This is a genomic window from Lacisediminihabitans changchengi, from assembly GCF_016634425.1.
GTDB classification, from domain to species: domain Bacteria; phylum Actinomycetota; class Actinomycetes; order Actinomycetales; family Microbacteriaceae; genus Lacisediminihabitans; species Lacisediminihabitans changchengi.
On record NZ_JAEPES010000001.1, the window covers coordinates 913821 to 930991 of the forward strand.

Genomic DNA, 17171 nt, shown 5'->3' on the forward strand with positions numbered 1-17171 from the left:
CCGCCGATGTCGGGCACGGTGAGTTGGCGGCCGAAGGCGGGGGAGATCCCGCAGCAGCCGGGCGTCTACCGCTTCCGCGACCAGAACCAGCGGGTGCTCTACGTCGGCAAGGCGAAGAACCTGCGCTCTCGGCTGAGCAACTACTTCCAGCCGCTGCGCAGCCTTCACGAGCGCACGAGGCGCATGGTGCTGACCGCGGCATCCGTCGAATGGACCGTGGTCGGCACCGAGTTCGAGGCGCTCTCGCTCGAGTTCACCTGGATCAAAGAGTTCGACCCGCCGTTCAACGTGCAGTTCAAAGACGACAAGTCGTACCCGTATCTGGCGATCACCCTCGGCGACGACGTTCCCCGCGTGCTGGTCACCCGCCACAAGACCATGAAGGGCGCCCGCTACTTCGGGCCGTACACGAAGGTCTGGGCGATTCGCGAGACCGTCGACCTGATGTTGAAAGCCTTCCCGATGCGCAGCTGCTCGGACGCGACCTACAAGCGAGCGGAGCAGACCGGTCGGCCCTGCCTGCTCGGCGACATCGGCAAATGTGCCGCGCCGTGCGTGAAACGCATCACCAAAGAGGACCACAAGTCGATCGCTCTCGACTTCGCCTCCTTCATGGCGGGAAATGACTCGCGCTACATCACGGATGTCCGCAAAAAGATGATGGCGGCGGCCGAGACCCAGGACTACGAGTCTGCCGCGCGCTATCGCGACCAGCTCGGAGCGCTCGAGACCGCGCTGTCCAAGAGCGCGGTGGTGCTGGCCGAAGACGTCGACGCCGACGTGTTCGGCATCGCACACGACGAGCTCGCCGCCGCCGTGCAGCAATTCACCGTGCGCGGCGGGCGCATCCGCGGTGTGCGCAGCTGGGTGGTCGACAAGGAACTCGACCTGGCGCTCGGCGAGCTGGTCGAACTGGTGCTGCAGAACGCCTACGAGGACGAGCTCGTGCCACCGCGCCAGATCGTCGTTCCCGAACTTCCGGAGGACGTGAAAGAGCTCGAGGTCTGGCTCAGTGGGATCCGCTCCGGGCGCGATGGCAACGGCAAGGTGGGTCTTCGCGTCGCACAGCGCGGTGACCTCGCTGCCCTGGCCCAGACGGTCGAGACCAACGCGAAGAACGCTCTGATGCTCTACAAGACGCGGCGCAGCGGTGACTTCACCGCCCGATCCCAGGCCCTCGCCGATATTCAGGATGCCCTGGGCATGCCCGACGCGCCGCTGCGGATGGAGTGCTACGACGTGTCGCACCTCAGCGGTACCAACATCGTCGCCTCGATGGTGGTGTTCGAAGACGGTCTGCCACGCAAAGACCAGTACCGTCGCTTCAGCATCCCCGAGTCGACCGACGACACCGAGTCGATCTACCAGACGCTGAGCCGACGGCTCGCCTACCTTGACCCGACGGGCAGCGAATCGGACCCTGAGGGGACCGAGGCTGCGGACCCCACCACCGACGACATCGTCGACCCCGCCGCCGAGACCCGTCGGCAGAAGTTCGCCTACCGACCGAACCTGCTCATCGTCGACGGTGGTCAGCCGCAGGTGGCCGCGGCGAAGCGCGCCCTGGAAGACGCCGGCATCACCGATATCCACCTCTGCGGCATCGCCAAGCGTCTTGAGGAGATCTGGCTGCCTGACTCCGACTATCCGGTCATCCTGCCCCGCAACAGCGACGCGCTGTTCATGATCCAGCGCATCCGTGACGAGGCGCACCGGTTCGCGATCACCTATCAACGCCAGAGACGAAAAAAGGATGTCTCGTCGCAACTCGGCGAGATCCCGGGCCTGGGGCCCGCGCGGGTGAAAGAACTGCTCCGGCACTTCGGCTCGGTGACCCAGCTGCGCACGGCGGATCAGACGGCCATCGCCGAAGTGCAGGGCATCGGCCCGACGCTCGCCCAGACCATCTACGAACGCCTGCGCCAGTGACGCACGAATCAATCAGGCGCAGGAAACGATTAAGTAGGCTTGCAGCATGAGCGCGGAGAGCGACAAGCAGGAAGTGCTGATCGTCACGGGCATGTCGGGAGCCGGGCGCTCCACCGTCGGCAATGCGCTCGAAGACCTCGGCTGGTATGTCGTCGACAACCTGCCGCCTCAGATGTTGCGCCCTCTCGTGGAATTGGCAGGCCGGGTCGGCGACACGCTGCCGAAGATCGCGGCCGTCGTGGATGTCCGCGGCGGCAATCTGTTCTCCGACCTCGAGCAGATCGTCGAGTCCCTGCGCGAGAACAACGCCGTTCGGGTGTTGTTCCTCGAGGCGACGGATGCGGCGCTCGTGCGTCGGTTCGAGCAGGTGCGGCGTCCACATCCGCTCCAGGGCGACGGCACCCTGCTCGATGGCATCGGCGCCGAGCGGCAGCGGATGCTCAACCTGCGAGAGTCCAGCGACATCATCGTCGACACCTCCGACCTCAACATCCATCAGCTGGCCACGACGGTGCAGGAGACGTTCTCCGACGCGGAAACGCCCGGGCTGCAGGTCACGGTGATGAGCTTTGGTTTCAAGTACGGGTTGCCCACCGACGCCGATCTCGTGGCCGACATGCGCTTTCTGCCCAACCCCTTCTGGGTGCCCGATCTGCGGGGGAGCACCGGCCTCGATCAGCAGGTCTCCGACTTCGTGCTCGCCCAGGAGGGTGCGGCCGAATTCGTCGACAATTACACCCGCGCGCTGGCCCCCGTGCTCGCAGGCTATCAGCGCGAGAACAAGAGACACGCTACGATCGCCATTGGATGCACGGGCGGTAAACACCGTTCCGTCGCGGTCGCCGAGAGGCTCGCTCGCCTATTGCGAGAACAGCCCGGCGTTGCCGTCAGCGTCAAGCACCGCGACCTCGGTCGCGAGTGAGTTTCGCCGCGCCAGCGGCTCCCTGCCCCCAATTTTCCGCTTGACGGACGAGGGCACGGCATCCAGGATTCCGATACAACAGAAAGAAGCCCAGATTGGCTCTCACCGCCGACGTCAAAGATGAACTCGCCCGCATCGAGGTGAGCAAGACCACGGTGCGCGCGGCGGAGCTAGCCACCATCCTGCGTTTCTCCGGCGGCCTCCACCTCATCTCCGGGCGCATCGCGGTCGAGTCAGAGCTCGACACCCCGCAGCTCGCTCGCCGGGTGCGCAAAGACCTGGCCGAGCTCTACGGCGTGAAGAGCGAGGTCTCGGTCATCTCCGCATCCGGACTTCGCCGCACCAGCCACTACCTCGTTCGCGTCCTCGACGGCGGCGAGACGCTCGCTCGCCAGACCGGCCTGCTCGACGCCCGTCGCCGCCCGATCCGTGGGCTCCCGAACAAGCTCACCACCGGGGGCAAAGACGAGCTGTCGGCCGTCTGGCGCGGGGCATTCTTGGCGCGCGGTTCCCTCACCGACCCTGGTCGTTCTGCAGCACTCGAGATCACCTGCCCCGGCAACGAGTCCGCGATGGCCCTGGTCGGTGCCGCCGGTCGGCTGGGTGTGGCTGCCAAGGCTCGCGAGGTCCGCGGAGTGCACCGCGTGGTCATCCGTGACGGCGAAGCGATCAGCGCGATGCTCGTGCACATGGGCGCGGCGGCCACCGTGCTCAACTGGGAGGAATTGCGTCAGCGGCGCGAGGTGCGGGCCACAGCCAATCGTCTGGTGAACTTCGACGATGCGAACCTCCGCCGTTCCGCCCAGGCGGCCGTCGCGGCCTGCGCCCGGGTCGAGCGAGCACTCGAGATCCTCGACGGCGACGTTCCTGAGCACCTGCGCTACGCCGGTGATTTGCGGCTGCGCTTCCGCGACTCGAGCCTCGACGAGCTCGGCCACCACGCCGACCCGCCGATGACGAAGGATGCCGTGGCCGGCCGCATCCGCCGCCTGCTGGCCATGGCAGACAAGAAGGCCGTCGATCTCGGGATCCCCGGAACCGACGCCAATCTTCCCGCGGACTACGAAGACGCCTGAGCCCGGCATGGTCGCGCGCCGGGTGAACTGATCCCGGGTGAACGGACCCTGTACGTACGGGAAGCATTCGCTGGGCGCCGGAGCTGACGCGAGTACACTGAAATTCGGCCCGGTAGATGGTGCTCGTAGCCCCCGGGTCCACAGAAAAAGGAGATCGGAATATGGCTGAATACACGCTGCCCGAACTGGGATACGACTTTGCGGCTCTGGAGCCGCACATCAGTGCCCAGATCATGGAACTTCACCATGACAAGCACCACCAGGCGTACGTCACCGGCGCCAACACGGCGTTGGCCGGCCTCGCCGAGGCGCGCGACAGCGGCAACCTGGCCAATGTGAACAAGCTCGAGAAGGACCTCGCGTTCAACCTCGGCGGTCACGTCAACCACTCGATCTTCTGGACCAACCTCTCTCCCGACGGCGGAGACAAGCCGACCGGTGAGTTGGCTGCGGCGATCGACGACCAGTTCGGTTCGTTCGACAAGTTCACCGCTCACTTCACGGCCACCGCGCTGGGCGTGCAGGGCTCGGGCTGGGCGATCCTCGGCTACGACAGCATCGGCAAGAACCTGAGCATCTTCCAGCTGTTCGACCAGCAGGGCAACATCCCGCTGGGCCTCGTACCGCTGCTGACGCTGGATGTCTGGGAGCACGCCTACTACCTCGACTACAAGAACGTGCGCGCCGACTACGTCAAGGCGTTCTGGAACATCGTGAACTGGGCGAACGTCCAGGAGCGCTTCAGCACAGCAACCCAGAAGACTGACGGCCTCCTGGTACTGTCTTAATCGGTGAGGTGGCCGGTGCGAGAGCACCGGCCACACCCCTGTCTCGACACCCGTCACCCGTGGGGTCGCCCCAGTAGCCACGGCGGTTACCCCGCGCAGCAGCACCCCGACAACAACACATCGCGCCCTCGGCGCATCAGCATCAGGAGTTCTCTTGACAGTCAAGATCGGCATCAACGGCTTCGGTCGCATTGGTCGCAACTACCTTCGCGCGTCCCTCGCTCAGGGCGCTGACCTGGAAATCGTCGCCGTCAACGACCTCACCGACCCTAAATCGCTGGCACACCTGCTCAAGTACGACTCCGTCGGCGGTCGTCTCGCCGAGAACGTGTCGGTCGAGGGTGATTCGATCATCGTCGGAGACAAGCGCATCAAGGTCTTGGCGGAGCGCGATCCCGCGAACCTGCCATGGGGCGAACTGGGCATCGACATCGTGATCGAGTCGACCGGCCGCTTCACCAACGCCAAGGATGCCCGCAAGCACCTCGAGGCCGGCGCCAAGAAGGTCATCATCTCGGCGCCCGCGACCGACGACGACGGCACCTTCGTCATGGGCGTCAACGAGTCCGACTACGACCCCTCGACCATGGACATCCTGTCTAACGCGTCCTGCACTACCAACTGCCTCGCGCCGCTGGTGAAGGTCTTCCTCGAGAACTTCGGCATCGAGCGTGGCCTCATGACGACGGTCCACGCCTACACCGCAGACCAGAACCTGCAGGACGGCCCGCACAGCGACCTGCGCCGTGCGCGTGCCGCCGCCCTGAACATCATCCCGACCTCGACCGGCGCGGCGAAGGCACTCGGCCTCGTCGTTCCCGAGGTTCTCGGCAAGCTCGACGGTTACGCGCTGCGCGTTCCGGTGCCAACCGGCTCGATCACCGACCTCACCATCGACGCCGGCCGTGCGGTCACCGTCGCCGAGGTCAACGCGGCGTTCAAGGCTGCGGCCGAGAGCGGCCCGCTCGCCGGCTACCTCGCATACACCGAAGACCCGATCGTTTCCAGCGACATCCAGGGCGACCCGCACTCCTGCATCTTCGACGCGGGCCTCACCAAGGCCATCGGCACCCAGGTGAAGATCGCCGGCTGGTACGACAACGAGTGGGGTTACTCCAACCGCCTCGTCGACTTCACCGAGTACGTCGCCGAGCGCCTGTAACGGCTCGGGATGACGCTCCGCACGATTGAAAGCCTCGGAGATCTCCGAGGCAAGAAGGTCATCGTCCGCTGTGATCTGAATGTCCCGTTGAAAGACGGCGAGATCACGGATGACGGCCGCATTCGCGCATCGCTCCCCACGCTCCGGCAGCTCATGGCTGCCGGAGCGCGGGTGATCGTGATCTCGCACCTGGGACGCCCGGACGGCGTACCGACACCCAAATACAGCCTTGCCCCGGTCGCTCGGCGCCTGGGGGAGTTGCTGGTCTCCCCGGTGGTCTTCGCCGACGACACTGTCGGCCCCGAGGCGGTCGCGGCCGTCGAGAAGCTGACCGAGGGCGACCTCGTCGTTCTCGAGAATCTCCGATTCGACCCGCGCGAGACCTCCAAAGACGACGAAGATCGCGAGTCGTTCGCCGCGGACCTCGCCGAGTTCGCAGACGCCTTCGTGTCTGACGGTTTCGGCGTCGTGCACCGCAAGCAGGCGAGTGTCTTCGAACTCGCCGGGTTGCTGCCGAGCGCCGCCGGCGGGCTCATTGCGACCGAGCTCGATGTGCTGGACAAGCTCACCGAGACACCCTCCAAGCCGTACGCCGTTGTTCTCGGTGGCTCGAAGGTCTCCGACAAGCTCGGGGTGATCGCGCATCTGCTGCCGCGGGTCGACTCCCTCCTGATCGGCGGCGGCATGCTGTTCACCTTCCTCGCGGCCCAGGGCCACAAGGTCGGTTCCAGTCTGCTCGAGGTCGACCAGCTCGACACCGTGCGCGGCTACCTGGCCAAAGCCGACGAGCTCGGCGTGCAGATCCTGCTGCCGACTGATGTCGTAGTCGCCTCGAAGTTCGGTGCCGACGCAGAACACGAGGTTCGTGCTGCCGACGACATCGAAGGCTCGCCGTGGGGTGAGGCCGGGCTCGGTCTGGACATCGGTCCGGCCACCGCTGAGGCGTTCGCCGCGGTCATCCGTTCGTCGAAGACCGTGTTCTGGAATGGTCCGATGGGAGTCTTCGAGCTCGAGCCATTTGCCGCGGGCACCAAGACGGTCGCCCAGGCGCTCACCGAGGTCGACGGACTCTCCGTCGTCGGCGGGGGAGACTCCGCCGCCGCAGTGCGTGCCCTCGGCTTCACCGACGACCAGTTCGGTCACATCTCGACCGGCGGTGGCGCCAGCCTCGAATTCCTCGAGGGGAAGAGCCTTCCCGGCCTCACAGTCTTGGGCTGGCAGGCGTGACCCCGGTGACGACGGGCGCTCGCGTCCCGCTGATCGCCGGCAACTGGAAGATGAACCTCGACCACCTGCAGTCGATCGCTTTCGTGCAGAAGCTGGCCTGGAGTCTCAAAGACGCCCGGCATGACTTCGCCGCGGTCGAGGTGGCGATTTTCCCGCCCTTCACCGACCTGCGATCGGTGCAGACGCTGATCGCCGCAGACAAGCTCGACCTCCACTACGGCGGTCAGGATGTCTCCGAGCACGTCTCTGGCGCGTACACGGGCGAGATCTCCGCGACGTTCCTTCGCGCGCTGGACTGTGGCTACGTCATCGTCGGTCACTCCGAGCGCCGCACGCTGCACCACGAGACCGACGAGAAGGTGGCGGCCAAGGTCGCTGCTGCCGTCACCGCGGGACTCGTGCCCGTGCTGTGCGTGGGGGAGACCGCGGAAGACCTCGAGCTGCACGGCCCGAGTGCAGTGCCGGTCGCTCAGCTTCGTGCGGGCATCGCCGGGCTCACGGCGGGTGTCGAGCTCGTCGTCGCGTATGAGCCCGTGTGGGCGATCGGCTCCGGCCAGGCGGCCACGCCCGAGCAGGCACAGCAGGTTGCTGCGGCCCTGCGGGCGACTCTTGCCGAGGTGCTCGGACAGGAGACGGCGGATGCGGCGCGCATCCTGTATGGCGGTTCAGTGAAGGCCGGCAACATCGCCGGTTTCATGCGCCAGACGGATGTCGACGGCGCTCTGGTCGGCGGCGCGAGCCTCGATCTGGCCGAATTCTCCCGGATCGCGCAGTTTCCCAAGCACGTCGGTACCTGATCACGGCGCAGGGAGGCGCGGCGATCGCGCCTCCCGAGCGCTGATCCGAGGCCCGGGTATACTGAAGGACGACTGCGTGTGGCTCCGTGCCGGCGCGGTCCCATTTCCGTAGTCGAAAGGTGCAATCGCACAGTGGCAATCCTTCAGGTCATCCTCCAGGTGGTGCTCGGTATCACGAGCCTCCTGCTGACCCTGCTCATCCTGTTGCACCGCGGTCGCGGTGGCGGTCTGTCCGACATGTTCGGCGGTGGCGTGACGTCTAACCTCGGCGCGTCCGGGGTCGCAGAGCGCAACCTCAACCGCATCACGGTGATCCTCGGCCTCGTCTGGGTCGCGTCGATCATCGTGCTCGGCCTCATCACCAAGTTCGACGCCGCAGCGTAACGCCGGCGAGAGAAGGAACACACAGATGGCTTCAGGTGGCAGTGCAATTCGGGGCTCGCGCGTCGGCGCGGGGCCCATGGGCGAGCAAGACCGTGGCTTCCACGCCGAGCGTCTCCAGGTCTTCTACTGGTGCGCGAACGGTCACGAGCTGAGCCCGTACTTTCTCGCGACGATCGAGCCGGAGGAGATCCCGGTCATTCTCGACTGCCCGAACTGTGGTCTCCCGGCCGGCCGTGACAAAGAGAACCCCCCGTCGGTGGCGAAGCTCGAGCCGTACAAGACTCACCTCGCCTATGTGAAGGAACGTCGCACCGAGGAAGAGGCAGAGACTCTGCTGGATGAGGCGCTGGAGCAGCTCCGCGCGCGCCGCTCGCGCCTCACTGCACAGTAGTTTTACCGCGGTAGTTTTACCGCGCAGTAGGTGCAACTGCGAAGAAGGCCCCGTTCGACGATGTCGACGGGGCCTTCTTTTGTCGTGCGGGGCACAAAGTCAGTGCCACACAAAGGGGCCAGCCGAACGAGTCGGCTGGCCCCTTGTGTGGCATTGCTGTCTAGAACTGGGCTGTCTAGTACTCGACTGTCTAGTACTCGACTGTCTAGTACTCGACGGCGATCAGCTCGCCGGGAACCTCGGCGGCCGCGTCGCGATCGACGAAGAACACAGTACGAAGGCGCCCCTCGATGCCGGCGACCGGAACCTCCCAGGTGCTTGCACCCGCGAGAGCGAGACCGAGCGCCGAGGCTTTGTCCGATCCGGCCAGCGCGAGCCAGATCCGGTCGGAGCGATTAAGCACCGGCAGGGTGAGGCTCAGGCGCTCCGGGGGAGGCTTGGGCGAGTTGCGCACCGAGACGACCGTCGCATCCGTCACCTGGATACCCGGGTGGTCGGGGAACAGCGACGCGACGTGACCGTCGGGCCCGACGCCGAGGAAGGTGATGTCGAAGCGCGGGTGTGCACCGCCGTCGGCAGCAACGGAGAGCTCGGTTGCATATTCCTCGGCCGCGCCGTCGAGCGTGAGCGGCCCATCGGAGCTGGCGAACGGATGCACGTTGCTCTCGATCACGCCGACATGGTCGATCAGCGCGGCGCGAGCCTGGGTTTCGTTGCGCTCAGGATCGCCGGCCGGAAGCCAGCGCTCGTCGCCCCACCACAGATTCACCCGCGACCAGTCGATGCTGTCGCGCGCCGACGACTCGTTGATCGCCTCGAGTACCGCGGTACCGACCGAGCCCCCGGTCAACACGACATTGACGTCGTGTTGCGCATCGAGAAGGTCGACCACCTTGGTGATGAAGCGTGCCGCCAGCGAACCCGCGAGGGACTGCTTGTCGGCATGCACCAGCACGCGGCGGGCGTTGGTCACCGAGCCGCCTTGGTGATCACGGCGGGCTCCGACAGCGCTTTCAGTCCATTCTGCACAACTTCACCGTACAGGTCATCCGGGTCGAGTCGACGCAATTCCTCGGCGAGGCAGTCGCGAAGGCTACGGCGGGGCAGAGAGATGTCGTGCGTCGGCTGGTTTGGCTGCAACAGCGTCGCGATGCTCGGGCTGGTGCGCTCGAGTTCGATCACGGTGTCACCGCGGTAGAGCTTGACGCCCTGGATTCCGCTGGAGCCGTGAGCGGGAGTGACCAGTTCGTGACGCGCCTGCGTGCCGAGCGCATCCTGCAACCAGGCCGCGAGCAGCTGGGTCGAGGGTGAGTCGGGCGAACCGTGCACCTCGATCCCGGTGATCGGCTCGTACGGAGGCTGGTCGAGTACGGCCGCCAGCTGCGCGCGCCACAGGGTGAGCCGGGTCCAGGAGAAGTCCGTGTCGCCGGGGGCGTAGCAGCCCGAGAGGTGATTCAGGAACCCGCGGGGATCGGGCTGTGCCGCGGCATCGGTGATCCGACGCTGGGCGATACGGCCGAGCGGGGACTGGGACACGACGGCAGGCGCCTCTCCCGGCCACCAGGCGACAACGGGGGCGTCGGAGAGCAGGAGTCCGGTGACGAGCCCCTCCTCGTCGGTCGCGGTGTCTCCGTACGCCTTGAGCACGATGACCTCGCTCGCGCCGGCGTCGCCGCCGACCCGGATCTGGGCATCGAGTCGCGGTTCGTCTGTTGTCACATCGCCGCTGCACGTGGAGACGACGATCACGCGCATGGGGTGCTCGCGCGAGGCGTCGTTGGCGGCCTCGATGGCCTCCTCCTCATGCCCAAGCTCGGTGGAGATCACCAGGGTGAGCACGCGCCCGAGAGCAACCGCGCCACCCTCTTCGCGGATCTTGACGAGGGTTTTGGATACCTGACTGGTGGTGGTATCCGGAAGATCGACTATCACGGGCGTCTCCATGTTCTGCCGTCGCGGGCGAGTAATTCATCGGCGGAGCTCGGTCCCCAGGTTCCTGGGCGGTACTGCTCCGGCTGGCCCTGAGTGGCCCAGAACTCCTCGATCGGGTCGAGGATCTTCCAGCTGAGTTCCACCTCCTGGTGGCGCGGGAACAGCGGCGGGTCGCCGAGCAGCACGTCGAGGATGAGCCGCTCATAGGCCTCGGGGCTCGCCTCGGTGAAGGCGTGGCCGTAGCCGAAGTCCATCGTCACGTCGCGCACCTGCATACCGGCGCCGGGAACCTTCGAGCCGAAGCGGATGGTCACACCCTCGTCGGGCTGCACACGGATGACGAGCGCGTTCTGGCCGAGCTCGCCGGTCTGGCTCTCGGCGAACAGGTACTGCGGAGCGCGCTTGAACACGACCGCGATCTCTGTCACGCGGCGACCGAGGCGCTTGCCGGCACGGAGATAGAAGGGCACACCGGCCCAGCGACGTGTGCCGATGTCGAGACGAATCGCCGCGAAGGTCTCGGTGAGCGACTCCGGGTTCATGCCGTCTTCGTCGAGGAAGCCGACGACCTTCTCGCCACCCTGCCAGCCGCTGGAGTACTGGCCACGCGCCGTGGCGGTGGACAGATCCTCGGGCAGACGAACGGCCGAAAGAACCTTCTCCTTCTCGGCGCGCAGGTCGGCCGCGTCGAAGGAGACGGGCTCCTCCATCGCGGTGAGCGCGAGCAGCTGCAAAAGGTGGTTCTGGATGACGTCACGCGCGGCGCCGATTCCGTCGTAATAGCCTGCACGACCGCCGACGCCGATGTCCTCGGCCATGGTGATCTGCACGTGGTCGACGTAGTTCGAGTTCCAGATGGGCTCGTAGAGCATGTTGGCGAAGCGCAGAGCAAGGATGTTCTGCACCGTCTCCTTGCCCAGGTAGTGGTCGATGCGGAACACCGAGTCGGGCGGGAAGACCGACTCCACTACGGCGTTGAGCTCTCGTGCCGTCGTGAGGTCGCTACCGAACGGCTTCTCGATGACGACGCGGCGCCATGCGCCCTCGACGTCGTCGGCAAGGCCGGAGCGGCGCAGCTGCTCGGTGACGAGCGGGAACGACTTCGGTGGGATGGAGAGATAGAAGGCGTGGTTGCCCATCGTGCCGCGGGTGCGGTCGAGGTCGTCCAGCGTTGTCTTCAGCTCGGCAAATGCCGCGTCGTCGTCGAACTCACCCTGGACGAAGCGGATGCCTTCGGCCAGCTGAGCCCAGACATCCTCATCGAAGGGGGTGCGGGCGTGCTCCGCGACGGCGTCGTGGACGACCTTCGCGAAGTCCTGGTCTTCCCAGTCGCGGCGGGCGAACCCGACCAGTGCGAAGCCGGGCGGCAGCAGACCGCGGTTGGCGAGGTCGTAGACCGCTGGCATCAGCTTCTTGCGGGCGAGGTCACCCGTCACTCCGAAGATGATCAGGGCGCTGGGTCCAGCGATTCTGTTGAGACGGCGGTCGGAGGGCAACCTGAGGGGGTTGAACTCCGGCGTGATTTCCACCGGGGACAATGAGACTCCTAAATTCAGTCGACCGCGCTGAACAGCGTGGCGAGGTTCTGCGTCGCGTCCGTCAGCGTCAGCGTCAGTACCGGACGACCGTGCTGCTCGAGCACTGTCGCGTCACCCGCGGCCTGGGCCTGGATGAGGTAGCCGAAGCTGAACGGGCTGTCGGGGATCTCGAGATCCTGCGGCGCCGTCGCCGTGATCTGCAGGAAGGCGCCGATGGCGGGTCCTCCCTTGTGGAACTGTCCGGTGGAGTGCAGGAACCGCGGGCCCCAACCGAACGTGACCGGACGTCCGGACTTGGCAGCCAGCAGGTTGCGCAGGTCGGACAGCTGGTGCAGTGTGTGGCTGTCCACATAGGCCTGGATGGCGAGGTAGCCGTCCGGACCGATCTGAGCGACCAGGGCGTCGATGACACCGGCGATCGTGTCTTGGCCAGCCACGACATCCGCAGATCCGCGCACCTCGATGCCGTCGGCCGCGAAGGCCGGGGCGAGGGGGGCCGGGCGGGAATCGAGCAGGGCACGAGTGGCGACCTTTGCCGACTCGACGTCGGGCTGGTCGAAGGGGTTGATCGCCAGCAGGCGACCAGCGACGGCGACCGCGTACTCCCAGACGAGCATCTGCGCGCCCAGCGTGCCGCTGATCTCGATCTCGCCGTCCCGCACGTGCTCGGTGGCACGGGCGCTGCCGACCAGACGCACGATCTGCACGTCGGCGAGGTTCTCGCTGAGCTCGGGGGAGGTCGTGTCAAGCACTACCGGCAGGAGGCCGGTGCCGAGCTTGCCGGTCGACTCGGCGATCAGCTGCTCGACCCAGTCGCCGAAGCCGACGATGTAGGTGCCGTCGGCGACGATTCCGACCTTGTTCTTCAGCGGCGTGGTGCCCGCGATGGCAGCACCCAGAATGAGAGCCGGGTTGCTCGGGCTGTCTACCGCAAGCTGGATACTGATGGAGGAAGCCTCCTCCAGCAGCGCACGGATGTCGACTCCCGCCAGGCCCGACGGCACCAGACCGAAGGCGGTCAGCGCCGAATAGCGCCCGCCGACATTCGGGTCGGCGTTGAAGACTCGGTAGCCGGCGGCGCGGGCGTCCTTATCCAGCGGCGAATCGGGATCAGTCACGATGACGATGCGCTCGAGGGGATCGATGCCGGCGTCGTGGAAGGCCTTTTCATAGGCCTTGCGCTGGCTGGCGGTCTCCAGGGTGGAGCCCGACTTCGAGGACACGACGACCGCAGTGGTCTCGAGTCGATCGTTCAGCGCGGAGAGGATCTGGCCCGGATCGGTGGAGTCGAGGATGGTGAGCTCGACGCCCGCGGTACGGGTGATGACCTCCGGCGCGAGCGAGGATCCGCCCATGCCGCAGAGGACGATGTGGTTGATTCCCTCTGCGTGCAGCTTGTCGCGCAGCGCCAGGATGTCGTCGATGAGCGGCTCAGAGATGACGACCGCCTGCACCCAGCCCAGGCGCTTGGCGGACTCCTCTTCGGCGTCAGGGCCCCACAGGGTCGGGTCGCCGTCGGTGATGCGGGAGGCGACAAGGTCGCTGACCAGCTGCGGGACGACCCGCTCCACGGCTTCAGCGGCTGCGCCGCTGACCGAGATGTCGAAACTCATCGGACTCAGGCCTCCGTCGACACGGTGTGGTCGGAACCGGAGCGGTCGGACTCGGTCTCGGGCTTGCCGGTCTGTGCGGACTCCAGAGCCGCGGCGACGGTGTCGAGCAGCTCGTTCCAGGAGACGATGAACTTCTCCACGCCCTCCTTTTCGAGAAGCTCGGTGACCTCGGAGTACGAGACACCCACGGCGTCGAGCTTGTCGAGAACCTCGTTCGCCTCGGCGTAGAAGCCGGTGACGCGGTCGCCTTCGATGACCCCGTGGTCGAACGTGGCGTCGAGCGTCTTCTGCGGCATCGTGTTGACGACGTCGGCAACGGCGAGCTCGGTGACATAGAGGGTGTCGGAGAGGTTCGGGTCTTTGACACCGGTCGAGGCCCAGAGCGGACGCTGGCGGTTGGCGCCGGCGGCGAGAAGCCCGAGGGCACGCTCGCTGGCGAAGGCCTGCTCGAACACCTGGTAGGCGAGGCGCGCGTTGGCGACGCCGGCCTGGCTCTTGAGCGCGACCGCCTCGGGCGTGCCGATGGCCTCGAGTCGCTTGTCGATCTCGGTGTCGACCCGCGACACGAAGAACGAGGCGACCGAGTGGATGGTCGACAGGTCGTGACCGGCCGCCTTGGCCTTCTCGAGACCCGAGAGGTAGGCGTTGATGACGTCGCGGTGACGCTCGAGGCTGAAGATCAGGGTCACGTTGACGCTGATTCCGGCGCCGATGACCTCGGTGATCGCTTCGAGGCCCTCGACCGTCGCGGGGATCTTGATCATCGCGTTCGGGCGGTCGACCTTGGCCCAGAGCTGCTTGGCCTGGGCGATGGTGCTTGCCGCGTCGTGAGCGAAGCCGGGCTCGACCTCGATCGACACGCGACCGTCCTTGCCAGCGGTCGAGTCGTAGATGCCACGGAAGATGTCGCTGGCGTTGGCCACGTCATCCGTCGTGATTTCGAAAACGGCCTCGGTGACGGTCTTGCCGGCCGCTGCCAGCTCGGCAACCTGGGCGTCGTACGCCTCGCCCTTCGCCAGCGCGCTGGCGAAAATGGTGGGGTTGGTGGTCACACCGACGACGTTGCGGCCGTCGATGAGCTCCTGCAGGCCGCCCGAGGCGATGCGCTCGCGCGACAGGTCGTCGAGCCAGATGCTCACGCCGACGGCGGACAGTTCTGCGGTGGGGGTGTTCTCTGTCATTTCTCTATTCCTTTTGTGCCGGGGCCCCTAGAGGGCGGCCAGCGAGTCCTTGGCGGCGGAGATGGCGTGCTCGGTGGTCATGCCGAACTTCTCGAACAGCGTCTTGTAGTCGGCCGAGGCACCGAAGTGGTCGATCGACACGCTCCGGCCGGCGTCGCCGACGTAGCCGCGCCAGGTGAGGTCGAGTCCGGCCTCGATCGAGACGCGGGCCTTGATCGAGCTCGGAAGCACCGACTCGCGGTACTCTGGGGTCTGCTCCTCGAACCACTCGAGGCACGGCGCAGACACGACGCGGGCGTTGATGCCCTCTTCCTTGAGCTTCGCGCGAGCGTCGACCGCGATCTGCACCTCGGAGCCGGTGGCAATGAAGATCACGTCGGGGGTGCCGTTCGGCGCCTCCGCGAGAACGTATGCGCCCTTGGCGACGTGCTTGGCCGAGGCGAAGACCTCGCCGCTTGCGGCGTCTTCCCCGCGCTCGAACACCGGGATGTTCTGGCGGGTCAGCGCGATGCCGGCCGGCCCGTTGCGTCGCTCGAGGATCGTCTTCCAGGCCCACGCGGTCTCGTTGGCATCGCCGGGGCGCACCACGTCGAGCTGCGGGATGGCCCGGAGCGAGGCGAGCTGCTCGATCGGCTGGTGGGTCGGTCCGTCTTCGCCGAGCGCGACGGAGTCGTGCGTCCAGACGTAGATGGCCGGTGCCTTCATCAGAGCGGCGAGACGCACCGCGGGGCGCATGTAGTCGCTGAAGATGAGGAACGTGCCACCGAACGGGCGTGTGTTGCCGTGCAACACGATGCCGTTGAGGATGGAGCCCATGGCGTGCTCGCGGATGCCGAAGTGCAGTACGCGACCGTGCGGGTTGCCCGTCCACTCATGCGTCGACCGCTCGGCCGGGATGAACGACGCCGCACCCTCGATGGTGGTGTTGTTCGACTCGGCGAGGTCTGCCGATCCGCCCCACAGCTCGGGGATGACCGGGCCGAGAGCGTTCAGGACCTTGCCGCTGGCGGCGCGGGTCGAGATCGACGATCCGCCCTCGAACACCGGAAGTGCCTCCTCGACGCCCTCGGGCAGGTCGCCGGTGAGGATGCGGTCGAGAAGCGCCTTGCGCTCGGGGTTGGCTGCGGCCCATGCCTCGAGCTGCGTGTTCCACTCGGCGTGCTCGGCCTTGCCGCGCTCGACCGCGAGGCGGGTGTGCTCGATGACTGCCGGGTCGACCTCGAAGTTCTTGTCCGGGTCGAAGCCGAGAACCTCTTTGACGGCACGCAGCTCGTCGGTGCCGAGCGCGGATCCGTGGATCTTGCCCGAGTTCTGCTTCTTCGGCGACGGCCACCCGATGATGGTCTTGAGCACGATCAGTGACGGCTTGCTGGTTTCGGCCTTGGCAGCCTCGATCGCGTCGTGCAGTGCCTGCATGTCCTCGACGTATTCGCCGGTCTTCTTCCAGTCGACCGTCTGCACGTGCCAGTGGTAGGCCTCGTAGCGGGCGGCGACGTCTTCGGTGAAGGCGATGTTGGTGTCGTCTTCGATCGAGATCTGGTTGCTGTCGTAGATGACGACGAGGTTGCCGAGCTCCTGGTGTCCAGCGAGCGACGAAGCCTCGCTGGTGACGCCCTCCTGCATGTCGCCGTCGCCGGCGATCACGTAGACGAAGTGGTCGAACGGGCTGGTGCCGGCCGGGGCGTCCGGGTCGAACAGGCCGCGCTCGTAGCGGGCGGCGTAGGCGAACCCGACGGACGAGGAGATGCCCTGGCCGAGCGGGCCGGTCGTGATCTCGACCCCGTCGGTGTGGCCGTATTCCGGGTGTCCGGGGGTCTTGGAGCCCCAGGTGCGTAGTTCCTTGAGGTCTTCGAGCTCGAGGCCGTAGCCGCCGAAGTAGAGCTGGATGTACTGGGTGAGTGACGAATGCCCAACCGAGAGGATGAAGCGGTCGCGTCCGATCCAGGTGCTGTCGCTTGGGTCGCGACGCATGACCTTCTGGAAGAGCAGGTACGCGGCGGGCGCCAGGCTCATCGCGGTTCCCGGATGCCCGTTCCCTACCTTCTCGACGGCGTCGGCCGCGAGGATCCTGGCCGTGTCAACGGCCCTATTGTCGATGGAATCCCACTGGAGAGCTGCCACGAGATTGAAGACCCTTCTGTTGCCGCGGCAGGGCCGAATGGGACCATGCCGATGGAGTTGTCGCGCTTACCAGACGTCGTCGGCACCACCGCGGGCAGCCCAACTCGCAA

General features: G+C 66.4%; 15 protein-coding genes. 9 read left to right on the forward strand and 6 right to left on the reverse strand.

The window, feature by feature from the left end; all coding sequences use genetic code 11:
* Positions 1-6 precede the first annotated feature (6 nt).
* The 9 genes from uvrC to IV501_RS04330 all read left to right on the forward strand — a co-directional run bounded on the left by uvrC (position 7) and on the right by IV501_RS04330 (position 8676).
* A complete protein-coding gene (uvrC, locus tag IV501_RS04290; protein ID WP_200555445.1) occupies positions 7-1929 on the forward strand; it encodes an excinuclease ABC subunit UvrC in 1923 nt (640 codons plus the stop codon).
* A gap of 46 nt (positions 1930-1975) precedes the next feature.
* Complete coding sequence (gene rapZ, locus IV501_RS04295) at positions 1976-2851, forward strand: RNase adapter RapZ (protein ID WP_200555131.1); 876 nt, start codon at positions 1976-1978, stop codon at positions 2849-2851.
* A 95-nt stretch (positions 2852-2946) separates the two neighbouring features.
* Positions 2947-3927: a DNA-binding protein WhiA gene (gene whiA / locus IV501_RS04300; RefSeq protein ID WP_200555132.1), complete on the forward strand. Its 981-nt coding sequence runs from the start codon at positions 2947-2949 to the stop codon at positions 3925-3927.
* A gap of 161 nt (positions 3928-4088) precedes the next feature.
* On the forward strand, positions 4089-4715 hold the full coding sequence (locus tag IV501_RS04305; RefSeq protein WP_200555133.1) for a superoxide dismutase: 627 nt from the start codon (positions 4089-4091) through the stop codon (positions 4713-4715).
* A gap of 154 nt (positions 4716-4869) precedes the next feature.
* Positions 4870-5877 carry a type I glyceraldehyde-3-phosphate dehydrogenase gene (gap, locus tag IV501_RS04310; RefSeq protein WP_200555134.1) on the forward strand — a complete coding sequence of 336 codons (1008 nt, stop codon included), beginning with the start codon at positions 4870-4872 and terminating at the stop codon, positions 5875-5877.
* A gap of 9 nt (positions 5878-5886) precedes the next feature.
* Positions 5887-7104: a phosphoglycerate kinase gene (locus IV501_RS04315; protein WP_200555135.1), complete on the forward strand. Its 1218-nt coding sequence runs from the start codon at positions 5887-5889 to the stop codon at positions 7102-7104.
* Between the two features lie 5 nt (positions 7105-7109).
* Complete coding sequence (gene tpiA, locus IV501_RS04320) at positions 7110-7901, forward strand: triose-phosphate isomerase (protein ID WP_307812198.1); 792 nt, start codon at positions 7110-7112, stop codon at positions 7899-7901.
* Between the two features lie 132 nt (positions 7902-8033).
* Positions 8034-8285, forward strand: a complete 252-nt coding sequence (gene secG, locus IV501_RS04325) for a preprotein translocase subunit SecG (protein WP_200555136.1) — start codon at positions 8034-8036, stop codon at positions 8283-8285.
* A gap of 25 nt (positions 8286-8310) precedes the next feature.
* Positions 8311-8676: an RNA polymerase-binding protein RbpA gene (locus tag IV501_RS04330; RefSeq protein WP_200555137.1), complete on the forward strand. Its 366-nt coding sequence runs from the start codon at positions 8311-8313 to the stop codon at positions 8674-8676.
* Positions 8677-8881: 205 nt separating this feature from the next.
* Here IV501_RS04330 and pgl read toward each other — a convergent pair whose 3' ends face one another.
* The 6 genes from pgl to tkt are packed head-to-tail and all read right to left on the reverse strand — an operon-like array spanning position 8882 to position 17061.
* Positions 8882-9649, reverse strand: a complete 768-nt coding sequence (gene pgl / locus IV501_RS04335) for a 6-phosphogluconolactonase (protein ID WP_200555138.1) — start codon at positions 9647-9649, stop codon at positions 8882-8884.
* Positions 9646-10608, reverse strand: a complete 963-nt coding sequence (locus IV501_RS04340) for a glucose-6-phosphate dehydrogenase assembly protein OpcA (RefSeq protein ID WP_200555139.1) — start codon at positions 10606-10608, stop codon at positions 9646-9648. The genes pgl and IV501_RS04340 overlap by 4 nt, the downstream gene beginning before the upstream one ends.
* A complete protein-coding gene (gene zwf, locus IV501_RS04345; RefSeq protein ID WP_200555140.1) occupies positions 10605-12146 on the reverse strand; it encodes a glucose-6-phosphate dehydrogenase in 1542 nt (513 codons plus the stop codon). The genes IV501_RS04340 and zwf overlap by 4 nt, the downstream gene beginning before the upstream one ends.
* A 14-nt stretch (positions 12147-12160) precedes the next feature.
* Positions 12161-13759 carry a phosphoglucose isomerase-related protein gene (locus IV501_RS04350; protein WP_200555141.1) on the reverse strand — a complete coding sequence of 533 codons (1599 nt, stop codon included), beginning with the start codon at positions 13757-13759 and terminating at the stop codon, positions 12161-12163.
* Positions 13760-13764: 5 nt separating this feature from the next.
* Positions 13765-14940, reverse strand: a complete 1176-nt coding sequence (gene tal, locus IV501_RS04355) for a transaldolase (RefSeq protein ID WP_200555142.1) — start codon at positions 14938-14940, stop codon at positions 13765-13767.
* Between the two features lie 27 nt (positions 14941-14967).
* On the reverse strand, positions 14968-17061 hold the full coding sequence (tkt, locus tag IV501_RS04360) for a transketolase (protein ID WP_200555143.1): 2094 nt from the start codon (positions 17059-17061) through the stop codon (positions 14968-14970).
* Between the last annotated feature and the right edge of the window lie 110 nt (positions 17062-17171).